Genomic DNA, 12,996 nt, shown 5'->3' with positions numbered 1-12,996 from the left:
TCACACCTCAATATGCAGCAAGTCTCTAGATTTCCTTACTTTGCTTGTATTCGCGTTCACATCCGTACTATCACGAATGCCAATTGGCGCAATTAATACCGTGCGTAAGTTTAAGGATGAAAGACCCAACACGTCATCGTAGGCAACCTTATCGATACCGGTCATCGGGCAAACATCAATTTCCATACTGGCGGCTACCAACAGTAATGTACCGAGGGCCAAGTGAGCCTGCTCAGAACACCAGCTATATTGAGACGCACAGTCCATAGTGTGTAGCGCGTCTTTCATACCCAATTCCATCTGTGCATAGATAAGCTCATCAAGATTTCGATTCGCCTTAAAGTCTTGAATGTAGCGCTCTACTTGACTATCAATAGATGACATATCAGCAGCAAAAACTAATAGATGACTATTATCAAGCACTTTTTGTTGTCCATACGAATGCGGTAGTAATGCTTTTTTTATCGATTGCTTGGATATTTGAATAATCTTATAAGGCTGTAAGCCAAATGCTGAAGCACTCAACCCCGTTAGTTCGATTAACTTATCGACTTTGTCTTGCGCAATGGTTTGCTCAGAAAATTTGCGGACGGCGTAACGCCAATTCAATAACGATTCTAGTTGTGATGTATTCATAAGTTGCTCTCCATTATGTGTGAGGCAACTTTAACAAGGTGAAGAGCTTGGCTCATTTACCTATGTAAACGAACCTGAATTTTTTAACGATTTTCTTATTCGGCTTAACTGTGTAGGAGTGATCCCAAGGTGTGACGCTAAATGGTATTGCGGTACACGCTCAGCAAGCTCTGGCTGCTCTTTTAAAAATGCAAGATAGCGCTCCGTGGCATCTAACTGCACCATATAAAGCTCTCGCTTATCCTTTTCTAACAACCAATTCTTTTCAAGATACAGTATTTGAAATCGCATTAATTCCGAATTATCCATCAGCAGTGCTCTAAATTTCTTAAAATTAATTAGCACAACCTCAGTCGGTTCTAAGGCTTGGATCCCCTGATTAGCGGGTTCAGCACGGTGCAAAGCATGCATTACACCAGGAAATTCCCCCGCCACAAAAAAACGCTTATTATATTCCTGCCCAGCAGCATTGGTGTTAACTAATCTAACTAACCCTTGATGTAGAAATGCAAAAGTAGTCAGATACTCTCCTTCTTTGTAAAGCCACTCATCTTTCGCGAGTAGTTTGATGCTGGTGATCGCAGCAATAGCGGACCAGGTTTCTTGAGAAAGTGGATAATAGGCGTCTACCGCTTGTTTTAATCTTGTTAGTGCATCCATGAGTTCTAGCTTTATGATATTATTCGGATTAACTATTCCTATTTGCAGTGTCTATGTCAATCTCTAGCCATTATCAAGCACAAATCGAATGTGGAAATCTTACTCCTGATGCAGCGCAGCAAGCTGCAATTTCAGCCTTAGATGCCCTTTCTCAATCACTCGCTTGCGGTCACTCGAATAAAGGCATCTATTTTTATGGCCCAGTTGGTCGTGGCAAGACCATGCTGATGGATTGGTTTTATGAATTCACTGACGTCGCAAATAAAACTCGCCTACACTTTCATCACTTTATGCAACAGGTGCATAAAGAACTCAATCAAATACAAGGTGTGAGAGATCCTTTAAAGCGGATCGCCCAAAACTGGGCAGAGCACACTTCTGTGCTGTGCTTTGATGAATTTTTTGTCACCGATATCGGCGATGCCATCATTATGGCGAGATTATTTGAAGCCCTTTTTGAAGCTGGCGTGACCTTAGTTGCAACCTCTAATTGTCACCCAACCGAGTTATACAAAGATGGATTACATAGAGACCGCTTTGAACCAACGATAGCACTGCTTATAAGTCACTGCGATGTCATATCTGTATGTGGTGAGACAGATCATCGATTTAGCAAAGGTACAACGGCAAACCACTACTTCGTCAACAATAAACAAGCATTTTGGGACGCCTTTACTAATGCCGGTGGCATATTCAAACCGGGCGCCCTTGAAATTAATCATCGTCTAATTAACGTGCTTGGCGCAAATGAAAGTGTAGCATGTTTTGATTTTATGGAGATCTGCTCAAGCCCTCGCGCTACCAATGACTATATTGAGCTTGCACAGCAATTTAGCTGTATTTTTATCTCTGAGTTACCGCTACTGGGTGTTACTCCAGAGAATAAAGATGTAGCACAAGGAACTGAGGAAGGCTATATCCGCCCAAATAACTCAATGCAACCTAGGATTGGCGACGATGAGGCCAGACGACTGATTGCGCTTATCGATGAGTGTTACGAAGCCAAAGTACTGGTTGTTTTTTTGGCAGATGCGCCGATTGAGCAAATTTACCAAGGAGAACAACTGGCATTTGCATTCGCTCGCTGTATTAGTCGAGTGACAGAAATGCAAAGTTGGTCTCTTAGCGCCTGCTGAGCTTACAATTTTTGTCATTGTATAAATTACAACCGAGTGCTAACCTGTTGCAAATAATAATAAAAAAGGATGTTTTCATGAAAAAAGCCACAATCATTGCTCTTTTTCTTTTTATCTCATTCCCTTCACTAACAACAGAAGCACTGTGCAACAACACGTGCATGCAAACTCAAACACAGAATTATCTCGACAGTCTTGTTACGGTTTTTATTAAAGGTTCAACAGTCAAAGATATCGACGCGCTACTGTCTCAATTACATGACAACGTAAAATATGAACATGAAGAATATGATGCAGACTTCGATAAAACTAAATGGCGTAAAGCATTCATCAAACAATTAGAGCTGGGTTCTTTTGACGATACACCTAATACGCAGGCAAAAATCCTGAACATCATCTACGGCAAGCGCCATGCCGCCGTAGAATACTCATACGGTAAAACAGATCAAGCCGGCAACTGGACTAAGGGCCATGTAAAGTTTGCTCTATTTGAATTCACGGATAAAAAAGTCTCCCTTGTCAGAGAGTACTGGTGACAGTGACTAATCAACAAAAACAAGCTCAGCTCTTTATTCCTGACTCTTTTATGCCACCAACAAGGGTTAGCACAGCGCATTTTTCTTTTACCGTACTCAATGACTAATTGCGACAGTAGATTATGCGCTGGTGATGGCTAATCAAGCACGTTTGCAAGGCATATTTGGTCCGAATTCAGACTGGCCGAAAGCTTCTATGACTTTTGAGGAAAACATTGCGAGTTTAGCCACCCACAAGAAAGAATTTATGTCGCGAGCGGCATTTACTTATGCGATTTACACCAGACACAGTGAAAAGTATATCGGTTGTGTCTATATCGATCCGCCGCAATCTTCAGATTTTGATTGTGATTGTGATGTCTATCTTTGGATAGGAGCAGAAGATACCACGTTGGATAACCTACTCTATCAAACAATTACTCATTGGTTAAAAACGGCATGGCCATTTTCTAAACTTGCATTTCCCAGTCGAAACGTTGCATTTAATACAGAGTAAAAAAACTATAAATTAAGGAAAATCATAATGAAAGTTCGATATGCACTGCTGACCCTCATGCTGGTTTCAAGTCTTTGCTCCGCAGATACACTGAGCGACAAGGTCAACGCTTACTTCGACGCACAAGAAGCCGTTGAACACCAATATTCAAAAGAGTCTGATGTTACCCACCTACTTACGCTTTTAACGCCAGGCGCCTCATTCGAGCACCCTCGTTTTAATGCCGTGTTGTCAAAAGAAGAATACAAAAAAGGCCTACTCAGCTATCTAGGCCAATACGGAAAATGCGATATCGAAGTCACAAACATCATTGAAGGACTTAATGCGGTGACCGTTGAGTATCTACATCCTTGCGTTGATCAGCAAGGTAACACGGATGAAAAAGAAAATAAGCAAAAACTTATGACACTGTTTGAGTTTAGCGGCGAAAAAATAAAGCGTATTCGCCACTATTTTTAAGTGGCAATAAATACTCAAAAAATAGACCACATGGATTACCTAAGTGGCCTATTTACGCATTTTGATTATCATTCACCAAGTAATTTAGTTAGCCGCTCTTTACGAGCAACAAAGACATCGTAGCCACCATCACCCTTCGTTGATAATGCCAGCGCTTTGTTTACTTGCTCTAAAGATGCTTGGTATTGTTTGTCGGTTTCATAGCCATATGCTAAGCCGTTGTAGGCATCTGCATTATTTGGATAGCGTGAAACGCCAAACTTAAACAACTTAATTGCTTCTTTCACGTTACCCATGCTTACGTGGTAATAGCCAAGCTCTCTGATCACGGCTTCCTGTGGCTCAAAAGCCTCGCCATATTGAGCAGACAGTTGTTGATAATACTTAGTAATAGAGCTCAATTCACCAGTATAAGCACGCGCAGGCATTCGGGTTGGCAAAAACAGCTTTTGATACGCGCTAAAAATACCAGCAGCAGACACAAGTCCATGCGGAACATTGTCGTAGGCCTCACTGAAAAAGCGCAAATCATGTGGTTGATTTGCTGCTAGAAAGTTCGCCATATCGTCGTATCTTTCGCGCATCACGCCGCCTTCCTCACCAATTGTGATATATAGAAAGTTATCTAACTGCTTCGTTTTGGAAATAAACGCTTTAGTACTCTTTGCTGTCGCGCCAAAGTTCCACCATACCGCTGGACTATAAGCAATATGCGCTTGAAATAGCTCGGGCTTTGCCTGCAAAGCATAAAGAGCAAAAGTCCCCGCTGCAGAAGCACCTGCAATAACTTTAAAATCATGAGTGCGATAGGTCTGGTTCACATAAGGAATAAGCTCAGTCTCGATAAATTCTAAAAACTTGGGAGCCCCTCCGCCAATATCCATAGGCCCTGCCGGCTCTTTATTCTTAGTTGGATAAAGGTCTCTTAACCTGTCTGTATTTTCAATCGCAACAATAATAACTTCAGGTGCCGCAGAAACGTTTGCTCCTTGCAAACGCTCAAGTACAGCGGTCATCAACGGAAGGTTGCCTTTACCATCAAGGCGATAAATAACAGGGTATTTTTTATTGGGGTTGGTGTGATAACTTTTGGGTAGTTGAATGGTAAAAGTTCTCTTTTCATCAAGCACTTTTGACATCAAGGTTTTTGTTTGTTGTTCATATTCTTGTTTTGTCTTTTCTTCGGACTCTGCCATTGCTGATCCCGAAAAGAAAGCCGCTAACGTCACAGCGAACAAGCACTGAACAGCCTTACCAATTCTCATTATTATTATTCCATTTAGTTGATTTCACTAACAAAGCTAGCATAATGGTTCAGGAATTGATAGCACCACATGTCCCTCTTTTTGCTAGCTTACTTTTAAGATAGTCAGCGCATACTCTTAAACAGAGAAATACAGCAAAGCGGCAATCGCAAAGAAAACCACCCAATCAAAAACAACACTGCTGCAATTATCATTTATGCCACTTCCATTTTATGATTTTATCTAAAAAATGCGCTCAACTAACGCGCGGCTTACTTAACTAAACCATCGACGTTTTTATCCAATGCACTATAAATGGCTTTCATGGCGGGATCGACACCATTGAAGTAGCTCGTAGAGTCTGGCAATACCGGCATATGTGGTGCAATCCAAATACGGTGGTCTTCTGAGCGAGAAGTTTGATGAAACTGCGACGAAACGAGTCCAAACACCCCACTGAACGGTAAACGGAACCTTCCAGCTTCACCAATATGATTTGGTCGAGAACCACTTGGCTCTCCAACCAATATAGCATTGGTAAAGCTATCAATATTGGTTAAGAGGTTTTGCGCTGCTGAAAAGGTATTACGTCCCATCACTACAAATAACTTGCCTTCTGGCTTTGCCGCTTCAAAATAAATAAGTGCCTTTAGTAATGGTGGTAAGATGGAGCCATTGCCACCACTATTGTGTCGTAAATCCAGCACCAAGTGGCTTACTTCACCGTGTTTTATTTTCTCTATCAACTCAGCACTAAATTGCGCTAGCGACTGCGTTTTCATCTGTGCAACGGCATTAAACTGTACGTACAAAATCCCATTGCTTTTATCCACTTCGTACCAATAAGGTTTAGTGACGTTTTGCAGATATTGTGGGCTTTTTTGATGATTTTCTGGCAAAGTCGGAAAGCCGTGAAATTCAAATGTTCGACCACTAAGGCGAATGGTCTTTTGCGCGCTCTGTGCATTTTCCAACGTGATAGACACCTCATTTGACGCATCGCTCAACTCTAGTCCAGCGAGTACTTCGGGCATGGCGAGATAATAAGGCGCAAGCCAAAGCTGCTGCATTTCATTATCTCGCGGATTAATCTCAGCAACTTTCGCCATTGCTTCTGCGGTTGGTGTTTGTCCAAAGGCTGTGACTTTATAGCCGATTAAATCACTAAACTCAGCTTCAGCATCAACAATGTAAAGGCCATCGATAAAGGCATAAAACTGCACTGGCAAACGAGTGAAATTCCCTTTTTCTCCGAAGGTCGGTACGATAAAGTTATGCCCGTTACCAAGCCTGCCTATCATTTGCATCATACCGAAGACAATTTGCTGATCAGTTAACTTGGGTATATCTGAGCGCAAATTATTTGCCAACGTAATTAAATCCGGGTTGTTACTTGCCTGTTCGTTAACATGCAATCGCTTAATTTCTGAGAGTAAGAAATCTAAATCCGCATTCCACTGTTGATCTCGAGTGAGCGAAGTGTCTTTATAGTTACCTGTAAGACGCTGAAATTGCTGGTTATCTTTGATGGAGTCGAAAACACTTTTATTTGCTAAGCTACTGCGTTCGTCGTACCGCGCTGACAAAGACTTACTCAGCCACTCATTAGCTTCATCCACTTTACTTAGCGCGGCATACGCGCCTGCAATCTTTATCATAATGTCATTTGAGGGGCGCGAACCGGTAGGTACATTGGTTAGGTTTACGCCCAGTGACAACGCCTTTTTTAGTGAAATGATAGCTTGCTCATACTGCGCTAATTGTATTTGCGTTAATCCCAATAGATACCAAGTGTCTCCGTCATCTTGATACAACTTAGTAAGCTTTTGCAGTTGTAGTAACGCCTGTTGCCAATTTTTGCTACGTACTAACGCTAGTGCGTTGATCCGTGTATTTAGGTAATCCACTGGGGATTTAACATTTAGTTGCTGTGCAACATGCGCTTGTTCGCTCGTTGATGTCAGCGCCCGAATAGGTTCAGCCTTTGCAGGCTGCGCGATAAACAAACTACTAAAAGTCAGGCAAGTGGCCACATGAGTGAGAAAACGTGAATACATCATCTTTATCCTTGTTATCGATTTAACTCCAGATTACCTATAACGACTTTATATGGCGTGCAACATCAGGATTTTGTACTTCTACGACTTTTAAAAGACACTCAGAATTCAGTCTAAGCAATTGTTTAATCTACTTATATTAATTTTGAAAATTGACTTGGAGTGTAACCCGTTTGCTTTTTAAAAACACTGTTAAACGAGGATTTTGAGTTAAACCCAGCATTCATTGCGAGCACTAACAAGTTGGGCGTTGCTTGCTTTTCGCGCTGTAGTTGCTGTTTTACCTCATCGACCCGCAGGCTATTGATATACTCATTAAAGTTGTAACCACCGCAAGTATTGATGGCCCAAGAGATATCCTTTACCCCAAGTCCAATAACCTCAGCAACATCGTGAATAGTCAGGCGTGGCTGGCGATATAAATAGTGCAGCATAATCGTGTTATGAATTGCATTGAATATCTCGGTTGGATCTTCTGACTGTTTATCCACCTCATTGAACGTTATTTCTTGGGCTTGGGTTATGGAATCTTCGAGGTGTGGTTGATTGTGTACTTTGACAACTAGGTAAAGATTAATTGCAAGTAACCAAACTAAGTCAATAAAATACCAGAGTGCTTTAGTGCTGATGTCATTGTATGTTTGCATATTGAGTCTAACCAAATCCACCAGAGCAAAGATCACAAACAAGACAACCGTTGTTCTTATCCACTGTAAATCGCGCGTGTTGACGTCCGCTCTGATCTCCGCGGATGCTTGCTGGTAAAGGCCAACAAGTTGCACCGTAAAAGCAAAATAAATCAACTGACTTACAGTACCAAGCGCAATCACGAGCTGGGTGTATTCAGTAAATGGAAGCGCCAGCAAAACAGGTAAGAAATGGACTAACCTTCGCTCTTGCTTATGTTGATTGGCATGCAGTAAATTTTTAAACAGAAAATAGACTAAAGGCCCAGTAGCTAGGGTAAATACAGGCGTGATAAGTAAATAACTTCTAACTCCTAACGCTTCTTCAGCAAAGTTGGTTGCCATCAGCACACATTGAAATAACAAATAAATGACGAGCATTCGTGCGCGTGGTTGATTGGCAAAAATTAACATTGCAAGGAGATAAGCCCCAAGAGAGACGAGTTGGATTAGATTAACTGGAACAATGTGAAATAACTGAAGCACAAGCCGTATTTTTATAATTATTTTTCGCTATTGTACGCCACATTGGCTAAAAACAACAACGCCAGCGTGCTAGCTGGCGTTGTAAATATAGCAAAAAACAATTTTACTTCTTCTTTTGCTGCTTACGTACATTTGCAATACGAGAGCGGTTTTTTAATCTTGCTTCTGCACTTGCTTGATTCGAAGGCTTATTCACCCGCGCCTTACGACGTTGATGCGCTGGTTTCTTCTGGATAGTTTCAACCAGTCTTTCACGATTTGCCACTTCGTAGCCAGGCAGATAATAGCGTGAAATTTGCTGCTCGATTAACTGTTCAATATGAATTAGATCTGACTCTTCTTCACGGCTTACAAAGGTGATCGCATAACCAAACTGACCTGCACGACCAGTTCTTCCGATACGGTGAACATAATCTTCGGCAAGATAAGGCACATCGTAGTTAACCACGCGTGGCAGGCCAACGATATCCAATCCGCGAGCTGCGACTTCGGTTGCAACCATAACGCGTACTTTGCCTTCAGTGAACTCTCTTAAAGCGCGACGACGAGCACCTTGAGTTTTGTCGCCATGACATACGTTTGCATCTATACCATCAAGCTTTAGCTCTTCAACTAGCTTGTCTGCGGTTTCTTTCATATTGACGAACACTAGCACTTGTTGCCAATTTTTGGTCCCGATCAGCTCAGATAGTAACTCGCGCTTACGTTCTTCTTTAACTGGATAAACAACGTGGCGAACCGTGTCGGCTGTACTATTTTCTGGCGTCGCTTGGATTAACTTAGGGTTATCTAACACTTGTTTCGCGAACTGCTTCATTGCCGACGGGAAAGTTGCAGAAAACAACAATAGCTGCTTTTGCTTATCCACCAGCTCAATGATTTTTTGCATGTCGGTGATAAAACCCATATCTAACATGCGGTCAGCTTCATCTAACACTAAGTGTTTAACGTTACTTAACGTGACATTACCTAAGCGGATGTGATCTAACAAGCGTCCAGGGGTTGCCACTAAAATATCCACGCCCTGCTTTAAGCGCTCAGCTTGGCCATTGGCGTTAACCCCGCCAAACAGTGCCTGCACTTTTAAGTCTGTGTACTTTGCAAATGTCGCACAGTTGTTGGCGATCTGCTCGGCAAGCTCACGCGTTGGCGCCAAAATCAACGCTCTTGGCGTCGACTGCGCTTTAGCCTCAAGCAGTTTTTGGATGATAGGCAATGCAAAAGCTGCGGTTTTCCCTGTTCCAGTTTGCGCTGTTGCGAGCACATCACTACCTTGACGGACAGCTGGGATAGCCGCCTGTTGAATTGGCGTTAATGTATGAAAATTGATGTCTTGCAGCGCATCTAAAAGAGGCTGTGCGAAACTAAATGAAGAAAACGTTGCCATAATAACCTACGACCGAGTCAAAAACGGTCGCAGATTATAAATGACAAACCGACTTTTAACAAAACTTAAGCAAGGTTTCGTCAATTAATTTTGGTGTCGAGCCAACAAAGTCACTTTCTTTTAACTGCGAAAGGAGTTCAATCCCCTCTTTTTGCTGTGCTTGCGACAGTGGCACATAAGGTAATCTAAATACCGGTTTGACTGCGCCAGTCATAATCAAAGCCGAATTGATAGCAATTGGATTTGGTTCGCAGAAGAGCCAGTTCATTAACGGTTGCAATGACTGATTAAGCGCTTGGTTAGGCGTATCCATCAACTGTCTGAATAAGCCCGGAATGATGTTTGAAGCAACAGAAATAACGCCGTGAGATTGGCTGTTATGGCGGCTATCGTGGGCTTGATCATCGTTACCTGACCAACACGCAATGCCTTTCGCTTCATAGTGCGCGATACGTTCATCACCCGCACATTCTTTCATACCAACAAAATGCTTGTGGCTGGCCAGCGGCTCAATGATATCAGGCGTAATGTCTTGTCCCGTTCTGCCAGGCACGTTGTAAATAAAACCAGGGCCGATTTCTAATACTTCTTTCAGGTGAGCCTTCACACCCGCAATTGAGGTTTTACCATAATACGGGTTTATTTGTAGTGCACAGTGCATACCTGATGCAAACCCATATTCAGTCGCTTTTTTTGCTTCTCTGGTGTTATTGCTGCCGGTATTACCAACAATGAGCAATTTATCGCCAAACTTATTCGCAGAATGGGCAATGAGCATTAAGTGCTCTTCCCAATTCATCAGTTGGCCTTCACCTGTAGTGCCACCGACAACAATACCATCGACACCGCCTGCAATTTGCGCTTCGACTAGCTTGTCGTAAGTATCTAAGTCAATTTCACCCGCCATTGTGTAAGGGGTTTTAATAGCGGTAATTAAGCTTGCTTTTTTTATTGATTGGATCTGATGCATGGTCTTTCTATTACTCTTCCAGTTGACAGCCATTTTTACCATAAATCTGACTGAGATCCGACCCATAAACCTGAGTAAATCGGTTAAATCTAATGAAATTTAACTTTAGTGCTTGTTATTTGCGTAAAGATCCAGCAAAATCAAAAGCACTGTATATTTATCCAGTTTAATTTTATGGGACTGACACATTTTCTAAATACGCACTTTTATACCACTTTGGAGCTGAGCAGCAGCTTAAAGATACCTGAAGAACAGCTCTTAGAATGGCAACAAATGAGCCTATTCCCAAATCCGAGTTATAGTATTCAAAATCAAATTAAGTGCAGTTCGTACTTTGGCCTGTACGAATGTGAAGAATATACTGATTTTTATGCCAGAGGCCTACTCAATTGGGGGCAACTTTTACTTAAACATAAAGTAGATCAATCAAGTAGTGCATTTGAGTTATTTCAACAGCGTTACTGTGAAGCACTTGCGAAATGTATTGAAAAAGGCTTTTACACCGAAGATCCAAGCTTTAGTGATGACCTTACAGAGCATGTACAACAAGTTTGGCAACAGTTTTTATGTGGCAAGTATGGAGTGATCAGCCAAAATGGTCTCGTAGAGGAAGCGCTTTATATTGACCTAGGCCGCGCGATTATCGACGACATTACAGAAGCAAGAACCGCCAGCAGCATTGCCCCAGAGCAACGTAGTCAAGTACACAGCGCCATGAAGCTACTGAACAAAGCACTAGCGGCCAATACTCAAGCTGAGCAAACAGAGTCGCTACGCACTCGATACATTGACCAATTGATTAGTAAGTACGACTTATCAATCAAATAATCTGCCGTCTGGCGCACAACCGTTTCGCCAGACAATCTATGCGTATTTATATTTGCTGTTCTATGTGCGCACGAATTATCTCAAATGCTTTTAAGACCTTTAACTGATCTTTACATAAGCTGTCGTACCAAGCATCGAACAGTTCATCATCTTGCTCACTGAGCGTTTGATACTGTGCCAGTAGTGTCACTATGTCACTATGTGTACAAGAAAGTGTATCTAATTCTTGCTGTAACGCGCTGTCATCGCTGCTGTGAAGCTTAGCTAAAATTGAGTTATCTAACTCAGCATGTTTATCCATAATAAATGCTCTATATCTGTATTGCGTTGGCGAACAAAGTACCTTCGCGAACGTACTAGGTTTTAATTATTTGCTAGGCCTCTCTCATTTAGTGAAGGTTATTAACCGTTAAGCCAGCCTCAATTGGATCTCACTCTTTTATCTCATATCTATCAAACCAACAGGCTTACATCGATAGCTATATTCCAAAAAAGTCTATTCGCTACTATTCCGGTTAGGTGTCAACACCAATATGACTACTTGAGAAACTATCTAGAACTAGTTATATCAGGCAATTTTAAGGAAAGTAAGCCCCTTTGAATCAACTGCTCAAGATGCATTCAGTTTAGTTCCGCATGCGTCGACAAATTAAGCGTATCGCACTAAATAGCGGCAACGACAAATTAGTTGTTGAGAATAGTTTTTATTTGATTTATATTGATACAATATAACAACACATTATTTAGGAGTCGTTGTCGTGAAACCCAATATCCACCCTGATTATCAACTTGTTGCCTTCCATGATACATCGGTTGATAAGTACTTTATTGTCGGTTCAACCATAAAATCCGACAGAACCGTTGAACTAGATGGTAAGACTTACCCTTACTTCCCAATTGACGTCTCTAGTGCGTCTCACCCTTTCTACACAGGTAAACAGAAGTTGGTGGCAAGTGATGGTCGAGTTGCACAATTTAACCGTCGCTTTAAAAACCTTGCGACTAAAAAAGGATAAACCAGATGAAAGTACTGAGCTCACTCAAAAGCGCTAAAAATAGACCGGGGTGCCAAGTCGTAAAAAGACGCGGTCGGGTTTACGTAATTTGTAAATCTAATCCGCGATTTAAAGCGGTTCAAGGTAAAAAGAAGAAGAAACGTTAAAGGTCAAAATAAGTAACCTGAGCTGCGGATAATTAATGCCTTTCTAGCAGCCAGTTTTAGCGCTAACTGTGTTGAATTCACTTCCAATAGCCAGCTATTGGTGCGTACATTCGCCTTGCCTACAGGATGTAGGTACCTTAGCGAGAGCAGGACGCGGAAGCGGTGTTTTCCCTAAAACTCTCTGGCTAGACAAGGAGAAAACTAAGTTGTGCTTTAGCAACAATGAGTTGGAACATTCCTTATCCAAACCTCA

The 12,996-nt window shown here is 41.9% G+C and carries 15 protein-coding genes; 7 read left to right on the top strand and 8 right to left on the bottom strand.

Annotated features, from left to right (window positions below; translation table 11 throughout):
• Window positions 1-636, bottom strand: coding sequence for a nitroreductase family protein (locus EXT48_RS19605; RefSeq protein ID WP_130165470.1), 636 nt, complete (start codon window positions 634-636; stop codon window positions 1-3).
• 60 nt (window positions 637-696) lie between these two features.
• Window positions 697-1,296: a Crp/Fnr family transcriptional regulator gene (locus EXT48_RS19600; protein WP_130165469.1), complete on the bottom strand. Its 600-nt coding sequence runs from the start codon at window positions 1,294-1,296 to the stop codon at window positions 697-699.
• A gap of 53 nt (window positions 1,297-1,349) precedes the next feature.
• Here EXT48_RS19600 and zapE point away from each other — a divergent pair, with 53 nt between their 5' ends.
• From zapE to EXT48_RS19580, 4 genes are all read left to right on the top strand, one after another.
• On the top strand, window positions 1,350-2,432 hold the full coding sequence (gene zapE, locus EXT48_RS19595; RefSeq protein WP_130165468.1) for a cell division protein ZapE: 1,083 nt from the start codon (window positions 1,350-1,352) through the stop codon (window positions 2,430-2,432).
• Between the two features lie 77 nt (window positions 2,433-2,509).
• Window positions 2,510-2,968 (top strand): hypothetical protein, encoded by a 459-nt coding sequence (locus EXT48_RS19590; RefSeq protein ID WP_130165467.1) that lies wholly within the window; start codon window positions 2,510-2,512, stop codon window positions 2,966-2,968.
• A gap of 133 nt (window positions 2,969-3,101) precedes the next feature.
• Window positions 3,102-3,464 (top strand): hypothetical protein, encoded by a 363-nt coding sequence (locus EXT48_RS19585; protein WP_239359059.1) that lies wholly within the window; start codon window positions 3,102-3,104, stop codon window positions 3,462-3,464.
• A gap of 27 nt (window positions 3,465-3,491) precedes the next feature.
• Window positions 3,492-3,923 carry a nuclear transport factor 2 family protein gene (locus tag EXT48_RS19580; protein WP_130165466.1) on the top strand — a complete coding sequence of 144 codons (432 nt, stop codon included), beginning with the start codon at window positions 3,492-3,494 and terminating at the stop codon, window positions 3,921-3,923.
• 68 nt (window positions 3,924-3,991) lie between these two features.
• Here EXT48_RS19580 and EXT48_RS19575 read toward each other — a convergent pair whose 3' ends face one another.
• The 5 genes from EXT48_RS19575 to EXT48_RS19555 all read right to left on the bottom strand — a co-directional run bounded on the left by EXT48_RS19575 (window position 3,992) and on the right by EXT48_RS19555 (window position 10,753).
• Window positions 3,992-5,188 carry an alpha/beta hydrolase-fold protein gene (locus tag EXT48_RS19575; RefSeq protein ID WP_130165465.1) on the bottom strand — a complete coding sequence of 399 codons (1,197 nt, stop codon included), beginning with the start codon at window positions 5,186-5,188 and terminating at the stop codon, window positions 3,992-3,994.
• 251 nt (window positions 5,189-5,439) lie between these two features.
• Complete coding sequence (locus tag EXT48_RS19570) at window positions 5,440-7,227, bottom strand: hypothetical protein (protein ID WP_240703411.1); 1,788 nt, start codon at window positions 7,225-7,227, stop codon at window positions 5,440-5,442.
• A gap of 131 nt (window positions 7,228-7,358) precedes the next feature.
• A complete protein-coding gene (locus EXT48_RS19565; RefSeq protein ID WP_130165464.1) occupies window positions 7,359-8,255 on the bottom strand; it encodes an AraC family transcriptional regulator in 897 nt (298 codons plus the stop codon).
• A gap of 244 nt (window positions 8,256-8,499) precedes the next feature.
• Window positions 8,500-9,783 (bottom strand): DEAD/DEAH box helicase, encoded by a 1,284-nt coding sequence (locus EXT48_RS19560; RefSeq protein ID WP_045989325.1) that lies wholly within the window; start codon window positions 9,781-9,783, stop codon window positions 8,500-8,502.
• A 55-nt stretch (window positions 9,784-9,838) separates the two neighbouring features.
• Window positions 9,839-10,753, bottom strand: coding sequence for a dihydrodipicolinate synthase family protein (locus EXT48_RS19555; protein WP_045989326.1), 915 nt, complete (start codon window positions 10,751-10,753; stop codon window positions 9,839-9,841).
• Window positions 10,754-10,927: 174 nt separating this feature from the next.
• Here EXT48_RS19555 and EXT48_RS19550 point away from each other — a divergent pair, with 174 nt between their 5' ends.
• Window positions 10,928-11,581 (top strand): DUF6058 family natural product biosynthesis protein, encoded by a 654-nt coding sequence (locus tag EXT48_RS19550; protein WP_017216736.1) that lies wholly within the window; start codon window positions 10,928-10,930, stop codon window positions 11,579-11,581.
• Between the two features lie 46 nt (window positions 11,582-11,627).
• On the opposite strand, the gene EXT48_RS19545 is transcribed toward EXT48_RS19550, so the two are convergent.
• A complete protein-coding gene (locus EXT48_RS19545; protein ID WP_010373062.1) occupies window positions 11,628-11,882 on the bottom strand; it encodes a hypothetical protein in 255 nt (84 codons plus the stop codon).
• 457 nt (window positions 11,883-12,339) lie between these two features.
• Here EXT48_RS19545 and EXT48_RS19540 point away from each other — a divergent pair, with 457 nt between their 5' ends.
• Together EXT48_RS19540 and ykgO are read left to right on the top strand one after the other, a co-directional pair.
• Window positions 12,340-12,597, top strand: a complete 258-nt coding sequence (locus tag EXT48_RS19540) for a type B 50S ribosomal protein L31 (RefSeq protein ID WP_010373063.1) — start codon at window positions 12,340-12,342, stop codon at window positions 12,595-12,597.
• 5 nt (window positions 12,598-12,602) lie between these two features.
• Complete coding sequence (ykgO, locus tag EXT48_RS19535) at window positions 12,603-12,743, top strand: type B 50S ribosomal protein L36 (RefSeq protein WP_010373066.1); 141 nt, start codon at window positions 12,603-12,605, stop codon at window positions 12,741-12,743.
• Window positions 12,744-12,996 lie beyond the last annotated feature (253 nt).

This window comes from Pseudoalteromonas sp. CO348, assembly GCF_004208845.1.
Lineage (GTDB): Bacteria > Pseudomonadota > Gammaproteobacteria > Enterobacterales > Alteromonadaceae > Pseudoalteromonas > Pseudoalteromonas maricaloris.
This window is presented reverse-complemented; position numbering and strand designations above follow the sequence as displayed.

Coding starts and splice junctions, on each gene's coding strand:
- EXT48_RS19605 (WP_130165470.1), bottom strand. CDS start 636: ATGAATACATCACAACTAGAATCGTTATTGAATTGGCGTTACGCCGTC.
- EXT48_RS19600 (WP_130165469.1), bottom strand. CDS start 1,296: ATGGATGCACTAACAAGATTAAAACAAGCGGTAGACGCCTATTATCCA.
- zapE (WP_130165468.1), top strand. CDS start 1,350: ATGTCAATCTCTAGCCATTATCAAGCACAAATCGAATGTGGAAATCTT.
- EXT48_RS19590 (WP_130165467.1), top strand. CDS start 2,510: ATGAAAAAAGCCACAATCATTGCTCTTTTTCTTTTTATCTCATTCCCT.
- EXT48_RS19585 (WP_239359059.1), top strand. CDS start 3,102: ATGGCTAATCAAGCACGTTTGCAAGGCATATTTGGTCCGAATTCAGAC.
- EXT48_RS19580 (WP_130165466.1), top strand. CDS start 3,492: ATGAAAGTTCGATATGCACTGCTGACCCTCATGCTGGTTTCAAGTCTT.
- EXT48_RS19575 (WP_130165465.1), bottom strand. CDS start 5,188: ATGAGAATTGGTAAGGCTGTTCAGTGCTTGTTCGCTGTGACGTTAGCG.
- EXT48_RS19570 (WP_240703411.1), bottom strand. CDS start 7,227: ATGATGTATTCACGTTTTCTCACTCATGTGGCCACTTGCCTGACTTTT.
- EXT48_RS19565 (WP_130165464.1), bottom strand. CDS start 8,255: ATGGCAACCAACTTTGCTGAAGAAGCGTTAGGAGTTAGAAGTTATTTA.
- EXT48_RS19560 (WP_045989325.1), bottom strand. CDS start 9,783: ATGGCAACGTTTTCTTCATTTAGTTTCGCACAGCCTCTTTTAGATGCG.
- EXT48_RS19555 (WP_045989326.1), bottom strand. CDS start 10,753: ATGCATCAGATCCAATCAATAAAAAAAGCAAGCTTAATTACCGCTATT.
- EXT48_RS19550 (WP_017216736.1), top strand. CDS start 10,928: ATGGGACTGACACATTTTCTAAATACGCACTTTTATACCACTTTGGAG.
- EXT48_RS19545 (WP_010373062.1), bottom strand. CDS start 11,882: ATGGATAAACATGCTGAGTTAGATAACTCAATTTTAGCTAAGCTTCAC.
- ykgO (WP_010373066.1), top strand. CDS start 12,603: ATGAAAGTACTGAGCTCACTCAAAAGCGCTAAAAATAGACCGGGGTGC.